Below are 25,350 nucleotides of genomic sequence, written 5' to 3'. Positions count from 1 at the left end.
GATGAACGCTTCCTTTATTCCCGGATGATGGTTCTCTTTCTCTTCAAGATATGTCAGTGTCTCCGGAAACGTACAGCCGCTAAGGGGGACAACTTGCTCAACTGGAGAAATCCGTTAACAGCCCAAAAGTATATCCTTGCTCCTGAATCCCTTGCAGGATGCGGTCCAGCGCCTTGAGGTTGTCATCCGAACCTAGATGCATAAGAATGATGTTTCCATCATGAAGCCCGTTCATGACATCCCGGTACGCATCCTCCGGCCCGTTCTTGCGAGGCTCCCAGTCCCTCATCGCCGTGGACCAAAAGGCGGAAGTGTAGCCCATCGAGGTGAGCTTTTCGAGAAGATGCAGGCTGTATTTTCCGTAAGGGAATCGGAACAACTTGGCAGGAGGTTGACCTGTGACCTCTTGAAACAAGGCTTCGAAGCCTTGGATCTCCTTGTCCACTTCTTCGTCCGTAAGCTTTGTCATGTCCGGATGGCTCATCGTATGATTGGCGACGAGGTGCCCTTCCTGCAAGAGCTTCTTGATAAACGTCTCGTCCTTCTTCACATTGTACCCGACCAGGAAGAAGGTTGCCTTCACGTCATATTTGCGCAAAATCGCCAAAAACTCATCCGACGCGTCCAAGGAGCCGCCGGAATCAAAGGTTAAATAAACCTTATGGCCGGCCCCGACATACACCGCCTTCCGCTCCGGGCCGTATGCTTTGACTTCCTTCGGAAAACCCGGGACGATCCCGGCCCCTTTTTTTAGGTAATACCAGGACAAAGCCGCTCGATCTCCCGCCACCGAAGAGGGGGATGCTGATGCAGTCGGCGTTGGTTCGCTAGATGGACTTGGCTGGGCAGTCGGGGATATCGACGGGACGACGGAGGAGGTTTCTTCAGGTGAAGGTGAAGCAGCCTCCCCGATGCTTGGAAGTGGAGTCGGTACAACGGAAGCTGTCGGTGACAGACCGGGCACAGAAGGCAGGGGTGAAGCGGTTGAAGTGACCGAAAGGGATGCAATCGGTGTTGCGAGCTGTTCTGTTGGTGCCGCACCCTGATTCGAGGAGCTTGAACAGGCCGTCGTTACCATTCCAAGCAGAGCGACAGCAGCAGCCAACGGGTACAATCGACGATTTGCCATGAGAAGTCCCCCCTTGCGCATTGGGTATGTACTTCGACAGATTTCGCCCATTTCCTGTCTCTCCTCCCCCTGCCAATCGAAAGAATCCCCGCACTCCGCGGTTTAAGCGGGTTACGAGGATTCAGAAAATTGCAGGAGAGCTATCCGTTCTGACCGGGGTTGTCTGAAAGCTCACTTTCATCGGTGAAAGAAGAAATCGCGGCCACTTCCTCCGGGATTGCTTCCCCTTTCTTTCCGGGTTTTAAGCTGCGCAGTTCATCCAGCACGTAGCTCCCCGCATCCTTCACTTTTCCAGCCCATTCGGTCGTGTGATCGCCTACTGTTTTGACAATGGCTTGAGACTTCTCGCCCACCGCCTTCGCCTGGTTGGCCAGATCGCCGCGCAGCTCCTTGCCCGCCTTCGGGGCAAACAGCAGAGCGCTGATCGCTCCGAGGGTGCTGCCCACAACCGCTCCGATCAAGAATGGTTTGCCTTTTGTTTGGCTCATCTTTTCCGCTCCCTTTCCCGCTATAGACGAATGCCTATGCTTTTGGATACTACAGTATAGCGGGGGGGAGCCGATTTGACACTGGTTTGCGAATCTTTTTATCGCCGAACGGAGGCTAACAACGCATAACGACGTTCCGATCGCTTCTTGTACTTGGGGAGGGAGCGATAGACTTCCACGGCTTCGCGGAATGCCTCCTTGGCCTCCGCCTGCTTGCCGACCTTCGAGAAGAGCAGGCCAAGCCGGTAATAGGCTTCCACGGACGAGCTGTTGATCTCGCGAAACTGCTGGAGATAGCTCACCGCGCTCTCCGGGTCCGTTTCAGCCAGCGCTTCTCCAAGCCACAGATAAGGGTCCCCGTAAGCGACGCGCGGATTGATCTCCAGCGCTCGAACGATCCATTCGCGTCCCTCTGCCAAATCTCCCTGCTTCAACCGGCACAAGCCCAGCTCAACCATGACTTCCGCGGAATCCTCCATGATCGGCTGAGCCTGCCGCAGGTAGGGCTCTGCCTCCCGATATTTCTTCTTAGCCAGATAAAGGCGGGCCACCTCCACCTTCGCAGCCGTATCATGCAGATGCGTACGGAGGTGCTGACGCAGCTCGCGGAGTCGACGGTTTCGCTTCAATGGAGCCGACACGCTCGGAAGAATGCCAATGAAGCGGCGATCCAGAACATAATAGAGAACGAGAATAACGAGCAAAGCCATGAGCGGGCTGCCGGTTAGCCACGCGAACAGGCCAAATAGAAAAAATTTACCCACGGGGTTCCTCCCCCTTCACATTTGCTTCCAGTATAGCACAGAAGGGACCCTTTGCAGAGTCGTCGGTAGAGCCCCGCAACTTGAAAAGACCTGCAAGCCGGCCGCCTTAAGAAAGGCTTCCCGATTTGCAGGTCATTGCTCCGCACTCTATCCGGAACGCGGGCAGAGAAGAGATTCAGACCGGACTCTTCCAGTCGTTCGTCCATTTCTCATATTCCCGTTCCGCATCTTCCTTGCTGTGTCCATAGCGCTCCTGAAGCTTGCCGATCAGCTTATCCTTTTCCCCGGCGATAATATCCAGGTCGTCATCGGTGAGCTTCCCCCACTGTTTCCGGGCTTCGCCCTTGACCTGCATCCATTTCCCTTTCAGTACGTGTTCGTTCAAGAGGATCCACTCCTTTGTTGTCTATAATGAGGTTCTGGTGGCACATGTCTCTTTACCCGCTTCATCACCTAATGAAACGAAAAACCCTCCGCACCGGGAGGGTCCTCCATAAGTAAGTATTCGCGCTAAGCAATCTCTGGCAAAGGGAAATCTGCATCAGCAAAGCCGTCTGCACCGGCAAGGTCCGCTTCCTCTGAAGCCTCCCCCATCCGGGCAAAAGCGGCTCCTTGTCTTAAGGTAAGCTGGCGTTCCACCCACTCCCCAAACGGAATGGTTCGAATCCAGGGTTGATTCTTGGCCACATAGCGACTGCAGTAAAATTCCCCGTACTTTTCCAGCAATTCATCCTCCATCGCTCGCTCCCCCCGGTCGGTCAGGTTGAAGGCATTACTTCTTCTTAACCGCACCAGGTGCCATCCAAACGGGAAGGCTTTCAAATCGGATTCATATGCAGAACTTCAGGAATAATAGTTCTCCGGCTGCTCCTCCGGTTTTCCCTTCAGCATTTCCAAATAATTGCGCGCCCGTTCCGAATGAAAGACGCCTTCGTTCCCCGGTTCGGTGGCAAGCGACCGATGCCATTCGGCCATCTCCTGCAAATACTGCATCCGATCATGCTTAAACAGAGGCATTTGCACGCGTGGGTCCATTCTCCTCAGCACCTCTTTCTTCTCACGAGAATTTCTTTTTTTCCATCATATTCAGATTCCCCTGCCGCTAGAAGAATGATGCAAGTACGTATAGCAAGGTCTAGAAAAGGCAAAGATGAAGCCAAAGCGAAGCGTTTCCTGAACAAAGGGAGGAGAACGGCATGAAATCTTATCAATACACCAACCTGAGGGAGCATGACGAATGGGTGGATGAGCTTGGCGAGCTGGAGGCCCGAATGTCACAAGCGATCGGGGTGGAAGTGCGTCTTGTGGCGTACTCGCCGAAAAGCAGGGATTCGGCCGAGGAAGCCCTCTGCCGCGCGGGTTTGGATGGCTAACCCCTTGCTTCTTCAAGGGATTTTTTGCTATAATAGAAGCAATTCAAAGGCAATGCTACCGAACAGGTACAACCTCGCTGAGTATGCAGAGGGTGTACCTTTTTTGCATGCTCCGCGCTCAACCTTCATTCGATAAAGGAGTGTGTTCTCATGCTGCTCGAAGCTGTGTTTCACCGTCCAAAGATGAACTGGGCGTTTGCCATCGACTCCCACACCGTTCAAATCCGCCTCCAAACCAAAAAAGGCGACATGACCCAGGTCAGTCTGCTGCATGGTGACAAGTACGATTGGGAAAACAGCAATGGCGTTAAGCCGATGGAGTGCCTGATCTCGGACGCCCTGTTCGATTATTGGGAAACCACGGTCACGCTTCCCCTTCGACGCCTTCGATACGCGTTCAAGCTGGAGTCAGAAGGCGAAACCCTGTGGTTTACCGAAAAGGGCTTCTTCGAGGAAACCCCGCCGGATTCCTGGGGACTGTTCGAGTATCCGTTCCTTCATGCCGGTGAAATCTTCTCCGCCCCCGAGTGGGTGAAAGACGCGGTGTTCTATCAAATTTTCCCGGAGCGCTTTGCCAACGGCAATGTCCTGAACGACCCGACCGAGGTGGAGGAATGGGGCGGCAAACCGGAGCGAACGAACTTCTTCGGCGGCGACTTGCAAGGCGTGATGGACCATTTAGATCATCTGCAAGAGCTGGGCATTACCGCGGTCTACTTCACGCCGGTCTTCGAGGCTACGACCAATCACAAATACGATACCACCGACTATATGAAGATTGATCCCCATTTTGGCAGCAACGAACTGATGAAAGACCTGGTCGCCGCCTTCCATGAGCGCGGAATCAAAGTGGTGCTGGACGCTGTATTCAACCATAGCGGAAACGGCTTTAAGCCCTTCGTGGACGTGCTGGAAAAAGGGCAGGACTCGCCTTATGCCAACTGGTTCCATGTTCGGGAATGGCCGCTCGCGGTAAAAGAAGGACTGCCGACCTACGATACGTTCGCCTTCGAACCGATCATGCCGAAGCTGAATACCGAGAATACCGAGGTGAAGCAGTATTTGCTCGAGGTGGCCCGCTATTGGGTCGAGGACATCGGGGTAGACGGCTGGCGGCTGGATGTAGCAGACGAAGTGGATCACGCATTCTGGCGCGAGTTCCGGGCCGTCGTAAAGAAAGCCAATCCCGAAGCCTATATCCTGGGCGAGATCTGGCACGATTCTCTGCCCTGGCTTCAAGGGGACCAGTTCGATGCCGTCATGAACTATCCCTTTACGGATGCCGTCATCCACTTTGTCACCAAAGGCAAGCTGGATGCCGCAGGCTATGCTGCCGAGGTCGGGCATCAAATCGCCGCCCATTCCAAAGCGATTACCGACGCTGCCTTCAACCTGCTGGACAGCCACGATACGGAACGTCTCCTGTATCGGTGCAAGGACAACAAGGATATGATGAAAGCCGCCGTTGCGCTTCTATTCACCCATCCGGGAGTTCCCTGCATCTTCTACGGAGATGAAGTGGGCCTGACCGGTGGAGAAGACCCGGGGTGTCGGCAATGTATGGAATGGGACAAGAGCAAGCAGGACCTTGACCTCTTCCGGTTCTACCAAGCCATCATCCGCTTCCGCAAGGAGCATCCCGCCCTCCGAACCGGGAAGCTGCGCTTCCTGCTTCGGGAACCCGGCAGCCCGATCATCGCCTACGAACGCGAGTTGGATGGCGAGCACATTGTGGTAGCCGTTAACGCCTCGAAGAAGGAAGCCTCTCTTTCCCTTCCGATTGGAGAAGGCCGCTGGGTTGATTGGCTGACCGGAGAAGAAGCAGGAGTATCCGCGAAGGAGAAACCCGCCGCTTCCGGCAAGAAAAAGGCGGTTGCCTTGACTCTCCCCGCTTATGGGTTCTCCATTCTCGTCAAGAAAGACAAGGCAGAAAAAGCTCTGTAAACTGTAACTAGCGAAGACGCCTCCATCCACGGGTTAGTGGTTTGGAGGCGTCTTTCTATGCTTCTTCCTTCCCTATTGCCATAGACGGTCTGACCCGTTTGACAATCATGCCATGCTTGGGGGACAGTAGAAAGCTAACGCCGAATATAATACCGGTGGAAAAGGCCATGGACCCCGAGATGGAGGTATCCAACCAGACCGCGACGGAATAACCCAACACAGCAGATAAAACGCCGAAGGCACCGCTGAGCAGCAGCATGACGGACAAGCGGTCGGTCCAGAGATACGCCGCCGAAGCTGGGGTAATCAGCATGGCGACGACCATGATCGCACCGACGGCATCGAAGGAAGCCACGGTGGTAACGGAGACAAGTGACATAAAGACATAATGCAGGAGAGCTGTCGGAATCCCAAGACTGGCCGCCAGAGCAGGATCGAAGGCGGTGATTTTCCACTCTTTATAGAAGAGGACCAGGATCACGACAACGACAAGCAACACAATCGAAAGAAGGAAGACCGCTTCAGGGATAGCGCCAAGTACCGGAAGGGTAATTGTCTCCCAAGGAATAAAAGTAATCTCCCCCATGAGGGCATGCTTGACGTCAAGATGGGCATTTCCGACCTTCGTCGCAATGAGCACCACGCCCAAGGCGAACAGCGTCGTGAAGACAATGCCGATCGCTGCCTCCTGCTGAACGCCTCGATTGTGAACCCATTGAACAAGCACCGAAGTGAGAAGTCCCGCCGCGATCGAGCCGATCAGCATGGATATCCCGCTCAGTTCCCGGGTAATCAGGAAGGAGATCACGATGCCCAAGAGCACCGTATGGCTGATGGCATCGGCCATCATGGCCATTCTTCTTAAGATCAACAGCACTCCAATGAATCCACAGGATAACCCGACTAGGGAAGCGGTTAGAAGAATCCATCCGCTATAGCTCATGGCTGTACTCCTCCTTCAGGCTTCGCATGTCAATAGAGGCCCTAGTCAACCTCCTCCTCTGGCTGCGCTGCTCCAACTGCACAATCAACAGTCCCTTCCGGGTACCGAAGAAGAGCGACACAAGGAACAGGCCGGACGCCACCAGAACAATGAAGGGACCGGTTGGCCACCCTTTGCCCATCGTGCTGATCAGGGTTCCAAGCATACCGGCTCCACCTCCAAGCAGTCCGGACAGAACGACCATGCCGGCGAAGGAATTCGTCCAATAACGGGCGCTGACCGGGGGAATAATCAACAGGGCCGACATCAGAATGACGCCTACCGATTGAATGCCGATGACAATCACCAGCACCAGTACAAACACGTACAAACCGTTCATCCAGCGTACCGAGAGGCCCAAGCCCCCACCGAAAGCGGAGTCGAACAAGAAGAGCTTCCATTCCTTAAAGCCGACCGCTGCAACCATAAGGACAAGGAGCGCAAGGGCGGTCATGATCCAAACATCCTGCCGTACCATCGATGCCGCCTGCCCGAAGATGAAGCTGTCCAGCCCGCTCTGGTTTCCGCCACCCATTCGATTGACGAGAGTGAGAAGCATGATGCCGAGTCCAAAGAATACGGAGAGAATGATCCCCATAGCCGCGTCCTCCTTCACCCTGGAGGATGAACGAATCCCCTGAATCAATGCTGCGCCCAGCAAGGCACTGATGGCAGCTCCTGCAATCATGGCGGGTAAGCTTTTGACGCCTGCGGCCATAAATCCAATGACAACACCGGGGAGAGCCGCGTGAGACAGGGCATCGCTCATCAGGCTTTGCCGCTTCCAGTAGGCAAAGCAGCCGACGACCCCCGCTGCAATCCCCAGAATAAAAGTGCTTAAGAGTACCCACTGCGCATTATGCGAGAGCTGAATCATCCGGACTTCTCCCCCATCCAACGAAGAACTCCTCCATACGTCCGACCGATTGTCTCCTTGGTGAAGGAATCTGCGGTCGGCCCGTGGGCCATGACAGTACGATTCAATAACAGGACATGGTCGAAATAGTCCTCAACGGTCTGCAGATCATGGTGGACCACCAGTACCGTCTTCCCCTTGTTCTTCAAAGCGTTCAAGGTTGCCATAATCACTCGCTCCGTCGTCGCATCTACACCAGCAAGGGGCTCATCTAGGAAGTAGAGATCGGCATCCTGGGCCAGTGCTCTCGCTAAAAACACCCTCTGCTGCTGCCCTCCCGAGAGTTGGCTGATCTGCCGCTTGGCATAGTCCTCCATCCCCATCTCCATCAACGCCTGCATGGCTTTTTCCCGGTGATCCTTCTTCGGCCATTTCAACCATCCGATCTGTCCATACAGCCCCATGAGAACAACATCAAGGGCATGGGTAGGAAAGTCCCAATCCACGGAGCCGCGCTGGGGCACGTACCCAATGCGGGCTTTGACCTTCGGGTAAGGTGAGCCGAAGAACGAAACCTCACCAGCCAATGTAGGGTGCTGCTGGAGCAGCGCCTTCAAGAGGGTAGACTTCCCCGCTCCGTTCGGTCCGACAATGGCTGTCAGCGTTCCTGGTTTTACCTCGAAGCTCACCTGATCCAGCACTTTGTTTCGATGGTAGGAAGCGGTCAGTCCGTTTACCTTCAACACAGCTTGCATGGCTTACTCCCCTCCGATCAAGGCGTGGTAGATGGTCTCCACATTGTGGCTGTACATTCCTTGATAAGTCCCCTCCGAGGTACCTGCTGCTCCCATCGCATCTGAGAATAGCTCCCCGCCTTGCTTGACATCCAGCCCTTGCTTTTTGGCACCTTCGATAACGGCCTGAATCGAGGCGGGGTTGATGCTGCTTTCCACAAACACAGCCGGAACCTTGTGCTCCATCAGAAGCTTGACGGTATCTTCAATATCCGTCAGCCCCACCTCATCCTCGGTACTCAGTCCCTGGAGCCCGATGACCTTCAGATTCAGCATGCGGCCAAAATAACGGAAAGCGTCATGCGCCGTGATCAAAACCCTCTTATCCTGCGGGATCTCTCCGATCTTGTCGATGGATTTCTTCTTTAGCGCATCCAGTTGGGCGAAATACTTCACCTTATTCGCTTCGAAATAATCGGCATGCTCCTTGGAAAGCTCCTTCAGCTTCTCTGTGGCAGCCGACAGCCCCTGCTTCCACAAGTCGATATCGAACCAGATGTGGGGATCTACGTTGCCTTCCTCGTCCTTCAGCAACTGATCCACAGGCACCGTCTCGCCAATTCCAAGCGTGGGCTTTGTTTTGCCAATCTCCTCAAACGCTCGAATCAGATTGGCTTCCAGGTGCAGTCCGCTATAGAAGATCATGTCGCTCTCCTCCAGCTTGCGGATATCCCCCTGCGTCGCATTGTAGAGGTGAGGATCAACACCTGCTCCCATCAAGCTCTCTACCTGTACCTGATCCCCGCCGATCACCGATAGAGGTTCGGCAATTTGCGCGATGGTCGTCACAATGCGGAGCTTACTGCCTTCTGGTGCCGTTCCTGTCGCTTGTTCCTGCTCTCCACAAGCGGCTAAAAGCAAGCCCGTTGCCAATAGGGCTACGGCTCCCGCCAGAAATCGAGATGTTCTGAATCTTTTTTTCATTGGGTTGACCCTCCTGTTTCTCGAAGATAATTTTGTTTCCTCAGGGAAAAATATATTATTATATACAACATAGTTTCCTCGGTACGATCCTGTCAAGTGGAATGAGTATTATTCTCATTAAATTTTTCTGAAAAGTTATAGCAAAACAAATAACGCCATCCTTCTGCTCATCGCAGTAAGAATGGCGTTGCTCGCCGACTTCCATTTCCGATCATGCCTATTGAAGCACAACCGTCGTATAGGGCGGAAGCTCAACCTTACCGGCTTCCAGCTTGACGCTGTCCGAGGTACTGTAAAGAAGGACTGCCGAAGTCGAGTTCGTCCTGGTTCCAGTACCGATTACGGTGACCGTCTGAGGCTTGCCGGACAAATTGTGCAGCACCAGCACTCGTTCCTCCGGGGTTGTGCGCCAGAACCCGGCCACCGTCTTCGCTCCCGTGTCGTAACGGGCGATCCCCCCGTTTTTCAATGCTGCATTTTCCTTTCTCCAGTGCAGCAGAGTTCGGTACCGGGCAAGAAGCGAGTTCGAGTCCGTCAGTTGTTCCTCTGCCGACCAACCGGTGCCGGGGTTCACGTTCGCTTGAAGTGGCTCCCAGGCGGCCTGCCCTTTTCCCTTCGTCCCGCCGGCATACCAGAGGAAGGGCTCGCGAATCTGTTCATCCGGCTTTGTCCCTCTCATCCCAATCTCTTCTCCGTAATAGACAAAGGGATTCCCGGGAAGCGTCAGAAGCAGTCCCGCCGCCATCTTCGCATGGTCGACGTTTTGGGCTACCTCGTTCATGACCCGATTCTGGTCATGGTTGGTGAGGAAGGTGGCGTCAAGGAACTTCCCCTCAGAGGTCTTATCGAAATAAGTGTACACCGGCTCCAGCTTGCCTGCGAAGTCGGAGGCAGATTCGGTGCGTGCGGAGCTAATCAGCATCGAAGCCAGCTCAAAGTTGAAGGTTCCATTCAGCCCCTTATTCAAAAGAGGTCCGGAAGCCGCCGCCGAATCCCACACTTCACCCACGAGGTAAGCATTCGGATTCACTTCATCCAGTCCCTTGCGGAAGACCTGCCACCACTCCGCATTCTTGGCGAAAATCTCGGGCTTTCCCTTCTGGTCGGAAAAGTCCTCGTAGACGTGCTTCGCGGCATCCAGACGGAAGCCGTCCACTCCTTGTTTTAACCAGAACTGTGCGGATTTGATCAGCTCTGCGCGCACATCCGGATGGTCCAGGTTCAGATCGGGCATCCCCTGCCAAAAGATCCCGAGATAATGCGAGCCATTCACGGAGTGCCACGGACTTCCCGCGCTTGCCGCACTGGTTCCGACGGGCTCCCGCTTCTGATCCTCCGCCCAGATGTACCAGTCCCGGTACTTGCTGCTTGGTCCTTTGGCCGCATCCAGAAACCATGGGTGTTCCGTACTGGTGTGATTCACGACGAAGTCCAGAATGACCTTGATGTCCCGCTTGTGGGCTTCCTGTGTCAAACGAGCGAGATCCTCTACCGTTCCGTAATCGGGATTCACCGATTCATAGTCCGCGACATCATAGCCGTGATAGCTCGGAGATTTCATGATCGGCATGAGCCAAATTCCCCTGAACCCCAGCTCCTTGATATAGTCGAGCTTCTCCGTGATCCCGTTCAAGTCCCCGATGCCGTCATCATTTGAATCATAGAAGGAGCGCACGAAGATTTGATAGTAGGCCGTGGATGGCTGCTGGTGCGTCTCCGCAACGGAAGGAACAACTGTCGGAGCCGGGTTTTCCGAAGGTGCCTGGGTACCTACCGGAGCGGAAGCGACCGTCGCAGCAGACGGTTTGAGGCTAGCTGCTGGATCTGCGTTATCTTCGCTCTTGGTGCAACCCGACAGGAGTCCTGTTCCGACTATCAGCAGAACGAGCCCAATGGCCGACATTTTCCTTCGCCATTTGAAAGAGGGAACCGAAGATCGGTTCCCTTCCTGGTGATTGAAATAAGCTTGAGTCATCCTTTGTTTGCTCCCGACGTCAGACCTTGTACCAGGAACTTCTGCAGGAAGAAGAACAGCAGAGTGATCGGAATGGCGATCAACACCGCACCGGCCGCAAACAGCGTGAAGTTGCTGTCTTGATACCGGCTGACCAAATCCCACATCCCTACGGCAACCGTCCACTTTTCCTTGGTGCGAAGAACCAGTCTCGCAAAGATGAAGTCCATCCACGGGCCTACAAAGCTCGTCAGCGCTACATAGGTCAGCATGGGCCGAGACAGAGGCAGGATGATCCGGGTGAAGACCTTCATGTGACTCGCTCCGTCAATTCGAGCAGCCTCATCCAGGCTGCGCGGAATCGTGTCAAAGAACCCTTTGACAATGAATCCTCCAAGCACCGCTCCACACGAATAGACAAGAATGATAGCTGTGTGCGTATCCAGCAGGTTGAGCTGCATCAGAATGATATAAATCGCAGTGAGACTCATAAAGCTCGGAAACATGCCAAGCACCAGCATTAACGTCAAAGCCGTCTGCCGACCCTTGAAGCGGAATCGAGACAGCGAGTACATGCCAAGCGTCTCCAGAAAGGTCGACAGAATCATTGTTAATGTTGCGATTTTCAACGTGTTCAGGTACCAGGTTCCATACATAAAGGATTTGGTTGTGAACAGCTCTTTGTAATGGATGATCGTAAAGCGTTTTGGTATAAAATGCTGACTGTATAAAGCCGTACCCGGTCGCAGAGATGACAAGACAATCCATAGCACAGGATAGATCGCGACAACGGCAATCGCAATAAGAATCAGATAGCTGATCGTTAGCCAAAGCACATTCTTTTTTTTCTTCATTGGATCATATCCTCCTCTTTAAACGACCGCGAACGCCGGAAATTCCAGATGGAGAACGAAGCGATAATAAGGAAGATGATGATCCCGATCGCGGCAGCCATATTGAATTTGCTGTTGTCCAGCGTCAGTTTGTACAGCCAGGTAACAAGCAAGTCCGTGGCTCCCGCGTATTGATACTCGCCCTTCATCGGATTTCCGTTGGTCAGTAGGAAGATGACGTTGAAGTTGTTGATATTGCCCGCGAACTGCATGATGAGCACCGGTACCGTCGTGAACAGGATGAACGGAAGCGTGATGATGCGGAATTTCTGGAAGGAAGTAGCTCCGTCCACTTCAGCCGCCTCATACAGATCCCTCGGAATCGATGTCAGCACACCGAGAATCAGCACCATGCTGACCGGAATCCCGACCCACATGTTGACGATGATGACCGTCACTTTTGCCCAGAAAGGATCGGTCAGCCAGGGAAGGCCGTCGAGTCCGAACGCTTTAAAATATTGATTAATGGGCCCGAATTGACCATTAAAGAGGTTTCTCATAATCAGCAAGGAAATCACTTGAGGAATGGCGTACGGGAGAATCAAGATCGTGCGCCACATCTTCTTGAACCGGATACCCTTCTGTTCGATGAGAAGAGCGACGAGCATGCCGCCGAAATAGGTGGTGATTGTCGCGGTTACAGCCCAAATGATCGTCCACGAAAGAACGCCAAAAAAGGTGCGACTCCATGATTTCAATTGAACCAGATCGGTAAAGGTCCGGAAGCCGACCCAATCGACCAGCTTCGCCGGCGGAATATGGTCAGGTGCCGAGTAGTTGGTGAAAGCCAAGAGGATTGTAAACAAGATCGGCATGATCGTGAAAAACAGAACACCTACTGCCGGCAAGGAAAGCATTAAATGAGGAAAGTAGTTGTCCTTCAGGTTGCTAACGGATTTGGAAAAGCCAGCCACTCGCTTTCCTTCATCCCTCAGTTTTCCCGTTTGATAAGCATCGCGGATCGTAAGAACATAGATAAGGGCAAACAGGAGGAACACAAGCAAGACAATCATGCCATCGAGCAGCAGAAAGATGGAGTGATCGCCCTTTTGCAGGACGACTGAGTTTTTCACCTTAACGAATTTTTGAGTCGTCTCGCCTAACGTTGCCAAGCCCCACATCGCATGGCTGAACCTTGGAATCAAATAGACGAGACCCAGCGCCTCGATTGCAGCGAGCAAGATCCCTTTTAATCGTTGCCCGTTATAGAATTGGCCTAACCCTTGCACCAATACAGACAATATCGCAGCCGTTGTCCGGTGCTGTTTCATGGCGTATGGCTCCTCTCCACTGTAAGTCGGAATCACCCGCCGACTGCTGCGACGGGTGATTCACTGAATCGGCTGTTTTTATTTGGAGGACTTCATGGAATCCTTGATCTGTTGGACAGCTGTATCCAAGGAGGTCTTTACATCCTTTCCTCCATCCCAGATGTCGCTGATCGCGGAGGTGATCGGTCCCCAAACACTATTCATTTCAGGGAGAGAAGGCATCGGAACCGAGTTTTCAAATTGCTTCAGGAAGGCTTGGTTGGTCGGATCCCCGGTTACCTTCGGATCGCTCGCCACTTCTTTGTTGGCAGGCAAAGTGCCGTTCATTTCGAAGTTCTTCATTTGCGAATCCTTGTTGGAAAGGAATTCAGCCAACAATTTGGAAGCGTTCGGGTATTTGGTAAAGGCGTTGACGTAGTATCCTTTTACCCCGGAGAAGGATTTCATCGGCTTACCGTTAAAGGAAGGCAGTGGAGCTACGCCGAAATCAACGCCAGCTTCCTTGAATTCGCTAATTCTCCACGGCCCGTTAATATCCAAAGCCAGTGTACCGTCCGAAAACAGTCCATTCTTGATATCGCCGCTGACATCACCGGTTTTGACCGGCAGGACCGCATCCTTAAGGGATTTCATGAACGTGATGCCTTCAATGGCTCCCTCATTGTTCAGCCCGATGTCCTCTTTATTGGTGTTGTCGTCGCCGAAGATATAACCGCCGGTTGTGGCCATGAAGCCGAAGTCGTAATAGAACTGCTGCAGCTCCCACATGAGCGTATACTTGTTGTTCTTCGGGTCGTTGTAGGTTTTTGCAAAATTAATGATTTCGTCAAAGGTTGTAGGAGGCGTCGGGAACAGCTTCTTGTTGTAGAACAGCCCATAGGTTTCAATGCTGTATGGGTAGCCGTACAAGACATCCTCGAATGTGACGGCTTTGACGGCATTCTCGGCGTTCGCAGCCGTTACTTCGCCAGCGAAGACGTCGTTGGGCAGGATCAGACCGGCTTGAACAGCACCGCCAACCTTGTCATGGGGAAATACGACAACATCTGCGCCAAGTCCGGCGGGACCGTCCGTCGTCAGCTTCGTGACCTGATCCGTGGGAGGCAATTCCTCAAACGTTACCGTCACCCCGTATTTTTCCTGGAATTCCTTGATGCGAGCTTCAACGAAGCTTTGCTGAGGCTTATCTTCCCAGATTTTCAAAGTTGCGCCCGGTTCAGGTTGAAGTGCTTCCTCAACTGGAGCCTCGGATGCAGAAGGCGCTGTAGAAGCAGAAGGCACTTGCGATGCCTCCGGTGAAGCACTAGACCCCGATTCACTCTTGCTGCATGCTGCCAAGCTTGCGACCAATGAAGCCGCCAATAGGATTGTTGCCGCTTTCTTTCCTGTCATTTCGAAAGACCCACCTTTCATGAAATGGATAGTCGACTTACTAGAGCTTTTTCCGCTTTTTTGAGCAAACGTTTGTGCAAATTGTTGCGCAACCGATGGCTTGCCACCAAATTGACCCCCACAAACTTAGCGTTTGCACATCTGAAAGCGCTTAATACTGTGCAAATGAATCATACACCAAAGCGCATTTGCATTAAAGGGTATACTTCCGCCAATACCCAAGGAAAACCCGCCCATGGCTCTCGTTTCCATCGCTTTTCTCTCGATTTCTCACTTTTTCGCAATTTAAATCATGCCGGAAAAACACCATCAGTTTACAGGATAAGCAAAGTACGGTACAGTAACGAGTAGGACAAACGTTTGTACAAATGGAGGTAGCAGCATGGCCGTAACCATCATCGACGTTGCCAAGAAAGCCGGGGTCTCTCCTTCCACGGTGTCGCGCGTCATTACGGGAAGCTCGCGAATCAGCCCTCAGACAACAGAGCGGATTCGCACAATCATGGATGAGCTGGGCTATGTGCCGAACAGCATCGCCAAGAGCCTGGTATCCAAAACAACCAATTCCATCGGGCTGGTGCTGCCGAAGCCGGCTGAAGAGTTGTTTCTCAATCACTTCTTTTCGGAGCTGATCCGCGGAATCCTTACTCAATGCTCACGTGCCGAGATCGATCTGATGATGACCACCGGGGCTACGGAACGGGAAGAGGTTGATGCCGTATCCCGCCTCGTGCGCGGACGCAAGGTCGATGGCATTCTCCTGCTCTATTCCCGCAAGGAAGACCCCACCATCGAGTTTCTGCAAAAGCAGGACTTTCCGTTCGTGCTGGTCGGCAGGAGCAATTACGAGACGCCGATCTACACGGTGGATACCGATAACAAGCAAGCCGCGTTCGATGCCACCCGCCACTTGATCGATCAAGGCCATCAGCGGATCGGCTTCGTCAGCGGCCCGCCCAACCTGGTGATTTCGGAGGATCGCAAGGAAGGGTATTTGAAGGCTCTCGAAAGCGCCGGTCTTCCGCTCCGGCCCGAATGGATTCTGGAAGGTGACTTCCTGCAGGAGAGCGGTTACCGGGCCATGTCGATCATCATGAGCCAGCCGGAGCGACCGACCGCCTTCGTCGTCATCGACGACATGGTCGCGTTCGGGGTGCTGCGCGGGCTGACTGAGCTCGGGGTGCGGGTGCCGCAGGACATCAGCCTGGTCGGCTTCAACAACATCGCCGTGACTGAGCTGACTTCGCCGCCGCTTACCAGCATCGACATCGGCATCTACGAGCTCGGGTACACGGCTTCCCAGCTTTTGCACAAGATCGTGAAGGGAGAGCCCGCTTCTCAGAATCGGCTCATCATTCCTCATCGGCTGATCGTCCGAGAGTCCTCCCTCTTCCGCGTCAACTAGCACTCCCCATCCGCTTGGGCTCCTTAAACGCAAAACAGCCTCTCCCGCCGGTTTTTCCGGCAGGAGAGGCTGTTTGTTTTATAACCGGATTGCGTAATGTGAGGCAGCCTCAGGCGAGTGAGGAGTAGATGACTCCCCAAAAGCAGCCCGAGTCCGGTACAGATTGAAGAACTCGTTATCTCTCCCTACATGGCTTCAGCTGGAGGCGGGCAGGTCGAATGCCGTTCCACCCAGATGGGCTCATATACCATGTCAACAGAAGAGGATGCGCCGCCTTGCTCAATCATCGCCATGAGCTGCTTGGCCGCATACACGCCCATCTCAAGCTTGGGATGGGCGATCGTGGTCAGCTTGACCTCGGTCGCGGTAGCCAGCGACGCATCGTCAAAGCCCACAACCGACAGGTCCTCCGGTACCGAGAGGCGAAGTCGGCGAGCGGCCTCCAGCAGCTTAACCGCCAGCTCATCGTTATAGCAGACGAACGCTGTCGGACGATCCGCTCCCTTCAACATCGCGAGAGCCGCGGCAAAAGGCTTTTCCGCCTTCTCCTCCGTCGTGTATTGAATGACCTGCCGGGATGGCAGCTCTGCTCGATTTTCCCGGTGGGCGCGAATGAAGCCCTTCAGCCGGTTCAAGCCTTGCAGGTCATCTGTCTTGAAGAAGCCCGCAATTCGCCGATGCCCGAGCTTCAGCAGATGATCAGCCGCCAGAAAGCCGCCGAGCTCGTCCTCCATCTTCACAACAGGGCATTGCAGCTCTCCGTATCGTTCATTGATCATCAGGTAGGGGATTGCCCGCTGATCCAGGTCCAGGTAGTACGCCAAATTCGGGTTTCCACCGGCGCTTTTGGTCGGTTCAATAATCAGCCCCTTGAGGGGATGGCTCATCATCATCTCCAAGCATTCCCGTTCGCGGTCCTTGTCGTTATCCGTGCTGGACAGCAGGAGTCGATAGCCCTTTTCCCGCAGGGTAGCTTCCGCCCCTCTTACAATCAAGGGAAAAATATAATCCGAAATCGAGGTCGTCACGATCCCGATGGTTTGAAGATCGGTTGCCGTGGTTCGGGTTTCGGTCACAAAGGTGCCTTTGCCCTGCACACGCCGAAGCAGGCCTTCCTGAACGAGCTCCCCCATGGCTTGCCTTACCGTCTGGCGGCTCATGCCAAACTGATCGGCCAGCTCAAACTCCGATGGAAGCATGTCCCCCGGCTTTCTGCGCCCATTTTGCATTTGAGTCAAAAGCTCCCGTTTCAACTGCTTGTATTTCGGTTCTGCTTTCGTCATGTTCCTCCGCCATCCCGTCCGACTTGTCTGTCCCCTATTGTAGCAAAGCGGATGTTGTCCGTACAAGGTCCAATACCAACCGCTCATCCCAGACAACCAAAAACCGATTCCTGCTGGAGACCAGCAAAGAATCGGTTTTGCAAGGTGATTACCATTTCGGGGCATAGGGAAAGGGGCAGGCTGACTCCTGCTGAAGCGCACGAATGTCCACCAGGCACCCGCAATGCTTGCACGTGGAGTCGTACTGCAGGCTTTCGCAGACTCGGCATGCCGCAAGCCTCCTGGCATACTCATCGTCACTTGCCAACTCGCGGTCACTGCCCTTGCGAATCTTATCCACAAGAACAGCAATCCGGTCGTCTCCCGGCCTAACCGTTTCCCGGCAGCCTTTGCAGGGGGCGTCCGCTTGTACAACCGTCCTCATGCCGTCAATTCGATGACGGCAACGGAAGCCGCAGGCAGGGTTACGCGCAGCGTCCCCTCTTCCAAGACAATGCCCTCCAGCAGAGCAGGCTTGAGTACGTCTGGGCTGGAAAAGTCATTGTGGGCATCCAGCTTCTCGTGCGTCAGCACTTGCCCGCTGCCGATGGAGACGTTCAGACTGCTGATGTCCAGGCTCAGCGTCAATTCTTCCTCATGATGGAGGTTGCACAGAGAAAGATGAACCTTGCCCTCCTTGTCCCGGGATGCAGATGCGCTCAGTTGCGGAACATGTACGGCACCGAAAGTGTACTTTGGCGATTCAAACTCCAGCGGGAGCAGCTCGGCATCCTGGTGAACCTTGAACATATTGAACACGTGATAAGTCGGGGTGAGAATCATCTTCTCTCCTTCGGTGAGGATCATGGCTTGCAGGACATTGATCACCTGAGCAATGTTCGCCATGTGCACCCGGTCCGCATGCTGATGGAACAGGTTGAGGTTGATGCCGGCGACGAGGGCGTCTCGCAGCGTATTTTGCTGATAGAGGAAGCCCGGATTGCTGCCCGGCTCCACGTCATACCACGTTCCCCATTCGTCCACGATCAGCCCAACCCGTTTGCCGGGATCGTATTTATCCATGATCGCCGTATGCTTGACGATCATTTCTTCCATGTAGAGCGTGCGGCGCAATGTTTCAAACCATTCCTCGACCGGGAATCCCGTCGCGGCGCCTTTGCGACCCCAATCGCCCGTCGGAAGGGTGTAATAGTGCAGGCTTAATCCGTGCATGTGATTGCCTGCTTCCCGCATGAGCACCTCGGTCCAGTTGTAGTCGTCCGCGCTCGGTCCGCAAGCGATTTTGTAGATCTGATTGGAGGAGTAGTTGCGCACATACGTGGCATACCGCTTATATTCATCAGCATAGTACTGGGCACGCATGTTGCCGCCGCAGCCCCAGTTTTCGTTGCCTACTCCGAAGTAGGTCAGCTTCCAAGGCTTCTCCTGCCCGTTTTCTTTGCGCAGATTGGCCATGGGTGATTCCCCATCCAGGGTCATGTATTCCACCCACTGCTGCATCTCCTGAATCGTTCCGCTGCCCAGGTTGCCGCTGATGTACGGCTCCGTCTCAATCAACTCACAATAACGCAAAAATTCATGCGTCCCGAAATGATTGTTCTCCTCGACGCCGCCCCAATGGCTGTTCACCATGCGAGCGCGCTTCTCATACGGACCAATCCCGTCCATCCAGTGATACTCATCCGCAAAACAACCGCCCGGCCAACGAAGCACCGGCACCTTGAGCTCCTTCAAAGCTTCCAGCACATCGTTGCGATAGCCTTCTGTATTGGGAATGGGAGAGTCGGTTCCGACCCAGATTCCTTCATAAATGCAACGGCCGAGATGCTCGGAAAAGTGCCCGTAAATGTGTTTGCTGATCGTAACCGGACGATCGGAGGGACGAACGGTAACCAAGGTCGTTTTCGCAGGTTGGGAAGCAGTCATGTCAGCAGCTCCTTTTTGATGTTGGATTAATAATTATATGAATCGATTAGCTATTCCATTATGTATATAGTTAACACCAATTGTTTCGGATTGGCAAGCGTTTTCTTCCTGATATGCAACGAGGAAATCAGATGAATCGTCTATGAAGATGAAAACACGGATTGAGGTGCAAAATGAAACGTGTTCGTTCTCCATTGACGATAACCCTCCCTTTGCTGCTGTTGCTCTTGATAGGAGTAGAGATCGGCTCTGCTTCTCCATTCCTCCCCTCTCATTCTCCGTCAATTCGAGAAGACCTGGATGGTGATGGAATACCGGAATCCCTTTCCTTCATTGAGAGCGAGGAGTCCCTTTCCTTGAAATGGAGCGGCACCCACCAAGGGCTCGTGGAACTGGCTTCAATCCCAGCTACTCCCGAGAATGTCTTGGAAGAGCCCGCATTGCGCATTCTGCCAACAATCGATTCTGATCCTGCACGCTTCCTCGCTTCCGTTGTTTGGAAAACCAATGGGATTGGCTCCACCGCGCAGTTGCAGCTTTTTGAATGGAAGGATGGACAGCCTCAAGAGGTGTGGACCAATCAGGAATCGATTCAGCAAGTCTCCTATCGTATGAGCCAATATGAGGCGGAATCGGCATGGATGGAGGTACCCTCCTATCACTACAAGGAAAGGGTTCCCGTGTCCAAGAGAATCTATGACTCGTTGGCGGAGGGAACAGTGGAAGAGAGGGCTGTGACCGCCTATGGTATTCAGGATTACGATCGGGACGGCCGCCTGGAACTGGCTATGGTGAAAGCCATTCGGACGGGCGCGGTCCCTCTGCTGCCGTTCGGATTGGTTTTGGAATTCTACTCGCTCGATTCCGATCCGCCCAGCAAACGAATGACGATCCCTTTGCCCCCAGCCGTTGTCCCTTACGTGGAGACGGGGCTGGCAACGGGTGACTTCTCCGATTTGACCACCGGACCAACGATCGTTCAAGAGTGGGCGAAGCAGTATTTGGTCACTCAGAAGGGAAAGGACGTCTATTGGAACCTTTCCTCCAAATAAAAAAGTCGAGCCCCCATCTCCTTACGGATGATGAGGGCTCGACTTCTGTTGTTCAGATCATGCTTCACTACGCCGGCTTCGGGTCTGGTAATCCAGCCAAGCGGCTTCAATCGCGGCCTCCAGCTTGACCGGGGACAAGATCAACCCCTTTTGCGCTAACTGCTCGGTGATATAGGCAATGGCTTGCTTTCGCTTCTCGGGGCCGCCGCCTTCGATGTACAAGCGCTCGGAGAGAGCATAGGCTTCTTTGGCTAGCAAGTGAAGCACCTCTTGCTCGGACGCCGTGGTTCGAGCATCCAGCCATTGCTGGACGCTAACACGGAGCTTGGCGATGAGGGCCAAGAGAAGCGTCACCCCCAGCCCGACGAGGGCGGTTACGATCGCTTCCAGGTAGGGTTGAAGATACGGCATCACGTTCAATGCGATTCCTCCTTTTTGGCAGGCATATGCCCCGTCCGGTAGAGGATGGTAAGCAAGCGCCAGAATTCGGTCGAGCCTGTCGGTTCATGAATGGCTTCCGCAAAGGAAGCATACGCTTCCTGAGCCCATGCCGGCGGTGGGGATAACACCGTCTGTTTCTCCACCTCTACCAGCTTCCGGGTGAGCAGCTTCAGCATTTCTTCCGCGGCATCTGCCTGCTTCTCCAGTTGGGTGATGCGATTGGTGAGGGCAGTCCAGGTTTCGTTGGACACGAGAGATTCCTCCTCTTTTTCATGAGCTGACTCCGCTTGAGATAGAGCTTGATAGAGCCGCTTCCATGGAAAACGCGGACCAGGACAGTTCGGCTTCCGAACGGGGTCTACCTGATAATGACCGATCACATGCTGATCATCGAGCACAAGCTCCTGATGATAAAGCCGTTTCACTTCGTCCGCGATATATCGGTGCAGCCATACACTGGCCTGAAATTGGTCTTCCGTCAGGTCTCCGTCTGTTCCCTCATGCTCAATGCTGACGGTATATTTGTTTGGATTAATCGGCGCATGCTGCCGGATGATCAGTGCCGTCGCCTTCGGAATGGTCTCCTTGGTCAGCCCATTCGCCCAGGCCATCCGATTGATAGGAACGTATTGATGAATCTCGCCGGCTCGGCTGACACCATAATGAGCACTGGATACCGTATTCGAAGGCGAGGTAAACCAAGCGTCCATGCTCGTCATCGATCCCGCGCTGATGTGATTGACAATGACGAACGGCACGTGGCCGTCCCGGCTGCTGCTGTTGGTGTAGGAGTTTCCTTTTTGGACGATGGGCTTGACTGTGTGTAGCGCGTTCATTTGCCACCTCCGGTGATTTGAATGGCGGCCCACGCAGCGGCGACGAGGATTCCGACCAAAGCCGTAATGGCTGTCCCCAGCACCTTATCACGCAGCCATTTGTTCGACTGGTGAATCTGCTCAAGCTGCTCTAGTGCATCATCAGCACGCCGGACGGCTTCTTCGGCGGTGGCCTTCACCGCCTGCAGCTCATCCAACCGATGGTGAGCCGCTTTGCTGGACTGAAGGGCTTCGTTCGCCACCTTGTAAGCATCCGCGGCCACTCGATCGAGGTTGGTCAGGTTCTCGATCTTCGTCTCAATCTTCGTGATGCGCTGCAAAATTTCCATGAGGACTGCTTGATCCGTTTCGGGCATCACACCCTCCCTCCTTTTCGTAGAAAATGAAAAACCCCCGGAGCGATCCGGGGGTGCAAAAAGAGTTTGATAAGATATCCATTTACTCCTTATAGGAATTTACAACCTCAGTTACGACTTCTTTAAGGTTGAACAGCTGCGGTACCTGCTCGACGTTATATACGCCAATTATGACAAGCTCGACCCAAACTTTTACCAATCCTGATTCTCTCGAGAACATCATGGCGCAACACCCCCCTTTGTCATCAAGAGTACAGTCAATTCAGCGATTGCCAACTGTAAGACGTCATTACTAGCTTTGAGCATCTCTAACTCAGTTGGCTTCTGATCAACTTTAATCGCTTGGAATTCCTCAGACGTCATACTCTCGATCCAAAATACGGGAGTTTCAGGGGGAGTAAACACAGGTGTTTTGCCTCGTGTATTCACGTTCTTGCTTGACCACTGTTCGACCGCTTCCATAAAGTCCTTCCGCGCCTTTTCCAATACAGATTGATGCACGTTCCAAGCAGTAAAATCGAATCTTGGCCTAAAAAGACCTGGAGTAACTGGAACAGCCGCGCGATAACCAACTAGTAAGGATTCTTGATTCTCACCATTCGACGTCTCATAGATCGGTGTGAGGTTTGCCTCATAAATAGGTTCATTTAAATCTCGCAGCAAATAGCCATTTGTATCAATAATTTTTACCGCTTCTTTCATATAGCTTATGCCCCCTTTATATCGATGACGATTTCACCGAAAAGAACATCTGCCGTTGCCGAATTTATGGTAGATACAACTACAGCTCCGTTAGTTCCAATATCAATAACTCCAGGCGACCACACATTACCGTTAAATTGGAAGGCTGGTGTCGATGTGAATGCCTCGGGAAGTAGGTCGGCTGGGAGTTTAAACACATACTGACCGACAACTCCGGACTTTAGTCGACCTCGAATTCGAACCTTGTTTCCCTCGCGGCGGTACTGAATCGGAGGAGTACTAGCCATCCACCCGTTAAGCAATGTCGGTGTGATCCATTGTGATTGATTGATACTGGCTGCTTCGTTCTCTAGAGCATCGAGGCGTGTCTGAACGCTTGGGAACACATCAACCAACGTATCAACCGTCCCCCGTAAGTTAGGCTCGTGTTCAGCCGTAATTATGTCCGGGGCGATACCGAGCTTGTACGTGTCTAGTGCAAGGTAGGTAACGGTGTAGACGGAAGTAGGGTCATAGTAGACAGAGTGCATGAAATAATATCCATTGGCGTGGAGGTGCTGAAACGTGCTCAATGCCCACGATTTGTCGATTGCCCGCCCACGATAGGCAGCAATTGCATGTGATAAACGGAAAGATAGATTGCTCACTGGCAGAAGCATATCATTGATAAACCAGCGACCATCTAATACTTGCGGATTTGCTCGCTCCCGCACGACAATGCCCGTCCCTAGTTCGATCAGGTTACTTCCTGCGCAAAGAGTGATCGTACCTTCTTGGTTCATTGAATCATCCGTGGTTGCAGTAAGCTTATACTGAAGACGATATGGTTGGTAATAAATAGATTCCGGTTCAATAGTTGTAGGAACTACATTAACAGGTTCTATTCCCGTCGATCGACCATGCCATGCCTTGGTTCCAGAAGTATATGGAATTCTGGAATCTCCGGAATCCTTTTGCCACATAGTCCAACCATTAAAAAATGCTCTGATTTCATCAGAGGATGGTGTATATGAGTCACTCCAACCAGAGTCATCATTTGAGATTGCAATTCGTAAAGCACTATTGTTAACAAAAAAACTCTCTTTCGGTAGAGTCCCCGATGAAGGTTCTACATGGTGAAAAAGAGGCCTCCCAAAGTAATCAACGAGAACCGCCTTGCCAAAAGTGAATTGCCCGTTAGTTAGCTCAAGGGGAATAACCTTATACCCATCCTTGTTTACTACTGGAAATACCATTGCCCATTGAAGATCTCCTGACAAATTCATCATGCCGAACTGACGATTTACTCGAAACCGCCCATCCTTATCCTGATATACCTCATCAAAAACGCTCCCGTCAACGCTAGCGCCCGCTTGCATATTCGTAAGATACAGGTGGTCCTCAACAGTCGCCCCATCCTTACCATATCGATGTATCCAAACTCGATCGACATTGACTATACCTTCCGTGTAAGGATACTTTACCGCTATCTGTTCAGCGTTCATAGAATCGATTGCAGCTGATTCTGCCGATGAAATCTCATAAATACGATAACCATCGAAATAAGCAGTTCGGCCCTTTACTGTACCTTGAACGAAACAATGAAGATTAATAGCAGTCCCATTCTTCAGATCATTTGGACTAATTTTCACCCAGGACAAACCCCAAGTTGTCCCTAAAGGGACGTGTGTTCCAGTCTTAGACTGACCCCCGATAATTTCCACATAAACAGCAGCTTTTGTTTCAGCATCCTCGTTTAGCACATCACAAATCGCAATGTAGTTCTTGGTAGAGTCAAGTTTACCGATGTAATTTGTAGACCAAGCCGTTCCCGTTGTAGCTGTGGTAATAACTTTTTGCGATTTTGATCCGTAAATAAATTTATCAGAAGCCAGTTCCAGGTTAGCAGAATTACTAAGCCAAGAAGAGGTTTCGAAATTCCCACCCTTGCCCAAAATGTTGACTAGAGTTCTTCCTCGAAACCTAACATTTGAAAGAATCGAAGGTTTTTTTACACTAATGGTCTGCTTTCCGTTCATTAAATTCAGTCCGGATTTACCAACAGGACTTAGTTCGTTCATGACCTCATCCACTTCCGCCTTACGAGCGATATCATCGGCAGCCGATGGTGCGGCTACTTTGGCTCGGCCATTCGCATCACGCTGGATAATCGCTCCCGGTGTCGAAGCAGATGTGCTACCATGTGCACTAGTCGCATCCACATGACCCTTCGCCGCTTCCAGCGTGATCGCCGGCGGTGTGCGCCAGTTGGCTTTGCCGGTGATCTGCTTCACCATGTTGGCGATCCAGCCGAACAAGGTGGCCGGCTTTGCGGTATCTCCCGTTGGCGTGGCCGTGTCGGAGATCGTGCGATTGCCGATCACCGCATCGGTGACGGCCCCATCGGCGAGAGAGGCACTGTCCAGCTTGGGACCATTGCCTGCCGTACCGTCATGCTTGTGTCCGCTGGCATCCGCACCGAACTTGGCATCAAGCAGATCGGCGTTATCATCGATCAGCGTCTTCGTGTTGAAGGTCGTCGTCTCAGGCGACGTGCGATCGACTTTGTTTAATCCTAGATTCGTTGTCTTCGGAGTTGTCACTCC

26 protein-coding genes are annotated in these 25,350 nt (G+C 52.9%); 4 read left to right on the top strand and 22 right to left on the bottom strand.

Annotated features, from left to right (window positions below; all coding sequences use genetic code 11):
• Positions 1–97: 97 nt before the first annotated feature.
• From AAFN83_RS01695 to AAFN83_RS01670, 6 genes are all read right to left on the bottom strand, one after another.
• Complete coding sequence (locus AAFN83_RS01695; RefSeq protein ID WP_347766617.1) at positions 98–1,129, bottom strand: polysaccharide deacetylase family protein; 1,032 nt, start codon at positions 1,127–1,129, stop codon at positions 98–100.
• Between the two features lie 140 nt (positions 1,130–1,269).
• Entirely contained in the window at positions 1,270–1,617 is a 348-nt protein-coding gene (locus AAFN83_RS01690) for a YtxH domain-containing protein (RefSeq protein ID WP_347766616.1), read from the bottom strand.
• A 98-nt stretch (positions 1,618–1,715) separates the two neighbouring features.
• Complete coding sequence (locus AAFN83_RS01685; RefSeq protein WP_347766615.1) at positions 1,716–2,381, bottom strand: tetratricopeptide repeat protein; 666 nt, start codon at positions 2,379–2,381, stop codon at positions 1,716–1,718.
• 175 nt (positions 2,382–2,556) lie between these two features.
• Positions 2,557–2,766 (bottom strand): CsbD family protein, encoded by a 210-nt coding sequence (locus AAFN83_RS01680; protein ID WP_347766614.1) that lies wholly within the window; start codon positions 2,764–2,766, stop codon positions 2,557–2,559.
• A 125-nt stretch (positions 2,767–2,891) separates the two neighbouring features.
• Positions 2,892–3,173 (bottom strand): hypothetical protein, encoded by a 282-nt coding sequence (locus AAFN83_RS01675; protein WP_347766613.1) that lies wholly within the window; start codon positions 3,171–3,173, stop codon positions 2,892–2,894.
• A 51-nt stretch (positions 3,174–3,224) separates the two neighbouring features.
• Positions 3,225–3,416: a hypothetical protein gene (locus tag AAFN83_RS01670; RefSeq protein WP_347766612.1), complete on the bottom strand. Its 192-nt coding sequence runs from the start codon at positions 3,414–3,416 to the stop codon at positions 3,225–3,227.
• A 161-nt stretch (positions 3,417–3,577) separates the two neighbouring features.
• On the opposite strand from AAFN83_RS01670, the gene AAFN83_RS01665 reads away from it, so the two are divergent.
• Positions 3,578–3,754, top strand: a complete 177-nt coding sequence (locus AAFN83_RS01665; RefSeq protein WP_347766611.1) for a hypothetical protein — start codon at positions 3,578–3,580, stop codon at positions 3,752–3,754.
• A gap of 150 nt (positions 3,755–3,904) precedes the next feature.
• Positions 3,905–5,698, top strand: a complete 1,794-nt coding sequence (locus tag AAFN83_RS01660) for an alpha-glycosidase (RefSeq protein WP_347766610.1) — start codon at positions 3,905–3,907, stop codon at positions 5,696–5,698.
• A 55-nt stretch (positions 5,699–5,753) separates the two neighbouring features.
• Here the strand turns inward: AAFN83_RS01660 and AAFN83_RS01655 are convergent, their stop codons facing one another.
• The 8 genes from AAFN83_RS01655 to AAFN83_RS01620 all read right to left on the bottom strand — a co-directional run bounded on the left by AAFN83_RS01655 (position 5,754) and on the right by AAFN83_RS01620 (position 14,764).
• Positions 5,754–6,641 (bottom strand): metal ABC transporter permease, encoded by an 888-nt coding sequence (locus AAFN83_RS01655; protein ID WP_347766609.1) that lies wholly within the window; start codon positions 6,639–6,641, stop codon positions 5,754–5,756.
• Positions 6,631–7,557, bottom strand: coding sequence for a metal ABC transporter permease (locus AAFN83_RS01650; RefSeq protein ID WP_347766608.1), 927 nt, complete (start codon positions 7,555–7,557; stop codon positions 6,631–6,633). Before AAFN83_RS01650 ends, AAFN83_RS01655 begins: the two co-directional genes overlap by 11 nt.
• Positions 7,554–8,291, bottom strand: coding sequence for a metal ABC transporter ATP-binding protein (locus AAFN83_RS01645; protein WP_347766607.1), 738 nt, complete (start codon positions 8,289–8,291; stop codon positions 7,554–7,556). The genes AAFN83_RS01650 and AAFN83_RS01645 overlap by 4 nt, the downstream gene beginning before the upstream one ends.
• A gap of 3 nt (positions 8,292–8,294) precedes the next feature.
• Positions 8,295–9,254: a metal ABC transporter solute-binding protein, Zn/Mn family gene (locus AAFN83_RS01640; RefSeq protein WP_347766606.1), complete on the bottom strand. Its 960-nt coding sequence runs from the start codon at positions 9,252–9,254 to the stop codon at positions 8,295–8,297.
• Positions 9,255–9,471: 217 nt separating this feature from the next.
• Entirely contained in the window at positions 9,472–11,229 is a 1,758-nt protein-coding gene (locus tag AAFN83_RS01635) for an alpha-amylase family glycosyl hydrolase (RefSeq protein WP_347766605.1), read from the bottom strand.
• Entirely contained in the window at positions 11,226–12,062 is an 837-nt protein-coding gene (locus AAFN83_RS01630; protein ID WP_347766604.1) for a sugar ABC transporter permease, read from the bottom strand. Before AAFN83_RS01630 ends, AAFN83_RS01635 begins: the two co-directional genes overlap by 4 nt.
• Positions 12,059–13,372 carry a carbohydrate ABC transporter permease gene (locus AAFN83_RS01625; protein WP_347766603.1) on the bottom strand — a complete coding sequence of 438 codons (1,314 nt, stop codon included), beginning with the start codon at positions 13,370–13,372 and terminating at the stop codon, positions 12,059–12,061. Before AAFN83_RS01625 ends, AAFN83_RS01630 begins: the two co-directional genes overlap by 4 nt.
• A gap of 78 nt (positions 13,373–13,450) precedes the next feature.
• Positions 13,451–14,764, bottom strand: a complete 1,314-nt coding sequence (locus AAFN83_RS01620; protein WP_347766602.1) for a sugar ABC transporter substrate-binding protein — start codon at positions 14,762–14,764, stop codon at positions 13,451–13,453.
• A gap of 382 nt (positions 14,765–15,146) precedes the next feature.
• On the opposite strand from AAFN83_RS01620, the gene AAFN83_RS01615 reads away from it, so the two are divergent.
• A complete protein-coding gene (locus AAFN83_RS01615; protein WP_347766601.1) occupies positions 15,147–16,169 on the top strand; it encodes a LacI family DNA-binding transcriptional regulator in 1,023 nt (340 codons plus the stop codon).
• Positions 16,170–16,354: 185 nt separating this feature from the next.
• Here AAFN83_RS01615 and AAFN83_RS01610 read toward each other — a convergent pair whose 3' ends face one another.
• The 3 genes from AAFN83_RS01610 to AAFN83_RS01600 form a co-directional block, all read right to left on the bottom strand.
• Positions 16,355–17,452: a GntR family transcriptional regulator gene (locus AAFN83_RS01610; RefSeq protein WP_347766600.1), complete on the bottom strand. Its 1,098-nt coding sequence runs from the start codon at positions 17,450–17,452 to the stop codon at positions 16,355–16,357.
• Between the two features lie 148 nt (positions 17,453–17,600).
• Positions 17,601–17,876, bottom strand: coding sequence for a DUF6171 family protein (locus AAFN83_RS01605; RefSeq protein ID WP_347766599.1), 276 nt, complete (start codon positions 17,874–17,876; stop codon positions 17,601–17,603).
• Positions 17,873–19,378 carry an alpha-N-arabinofuranosidase gene (locus AAFN83_RS01600; RefSeq protein WP_347766598.1) on the bottom strand — a complete coding sequence of 502 codons (1,506 nt, stop codon included), beginning with the start codon at positions 19,376–19,378 and terminating at the stop codon, positions 17,873–17,875. Before AAFN83_RS01600 ends, AAFN83_RS01605 begins: the two co-directional genes overlap by 4 nt.
• A gap of 356 nt (positions 19,379–19,734) precedes the next feature.
• Between AAFN83_RS01600 and AAFN83_RS01595 the strand changes: the two genes are divergently transcribed.
• Positions 19,735–20,430 carry a hypothetical protein gene (locus tag AAFN83_RS01595; protein WP_347766597.1) on the top strand — a complete coding sequence of 232 codons (696 nt, stop codon included), beginning with the start codon at positions 19,735–19,737 and terminating at the stop codon, positions 20,428–20,430.
• Positions 20,431–20,487: 57 nt separating this feature from the next.
• Here the strand turns inward: AAFN83_RS01595 and AAFN83_RS01590 are convergent, their stop codons facing one another.
• The 5 genes from AAFN83_RS01590 to AAFN83_RS01570 form a co-directional block, all read right to left on the bottom strand.
• Positions 20,488–20,841 (bottom strand): phage holin, encoded by a 354-nt coding sequence (locus tag AAFN83_RS01590; protein ID WP_347767356.1) that lies wholly within the window; start codon positions 20,839–20,841, stop codon positions 20,488–20,490.
• A gap of 5 nt (positions 20,842–20,846) precedes the next feature.
• Entirely contained in the window at positions 20,847–21,707 is an 861-nt protein-coding gene (locus tag AAFN83_RS01585; protein ID WP_347766596.1) for an N-acetylmuramoyl-L-alanine amidase, read from the bottom strand.
• Positions 21,704–22,063 (bottom strand): hypothetical protein, encoded by a 360-nt coding sequence (locus AAFN83_RS01580; protein ID WP_347766595.1) that lies wholly within the window; start codon positions 22,061–22,063, stop codon positions 21,704–21,706. Before AAFN83_RS01580 ends, AAFN83_RS01585 begins: the two co-directional genes overlap by 4 nt.
• 219 nt (positions 22,064–22,282) lie before the next feature.
• Positions 22,283–22,765 carry a hypothetical protein gene (locus AAFN83_RS01575; RefSeq protein ID WP_347766594.1) on the bottom strand — a complete coding sequence of 161 codons (483 nt, stop codon included), beginning with the start codon at positions 22,763–22,765 and terminating at the stop codon, positions 22,283–22,285.
• Between the two features lie 5 nt (positions 22,766–22,770).
• Positions 22,771–25,347: a hypothetical protein gene (locus AAFN83_RS01570; RefSeq protein ID WP_347766593.1), complete on the bottom strand. Its 2,577-nt coding sequence runs from the start codon at positions 25,345–25,347 to the stop codon at positions 22,771–22,773.
• Between the last annotated feature and the right edge of the window lie 3 nt (positions 25,348–25,350).

The sequence above is a fragment of the Gorillibacterium sp. CAU 1737 genome (genome assembly GCF_039888655.1).
GTDB lineage: Bacteria > Bacillota > Bacilli > Paenibacillales > NBRC-103111 > Gorillibacterium.
The sequence above is the reverse complement of the archived record's forward strand: the minus strand, read 5'-3'. Positions and strand labels throughout refer to the sequence as shown.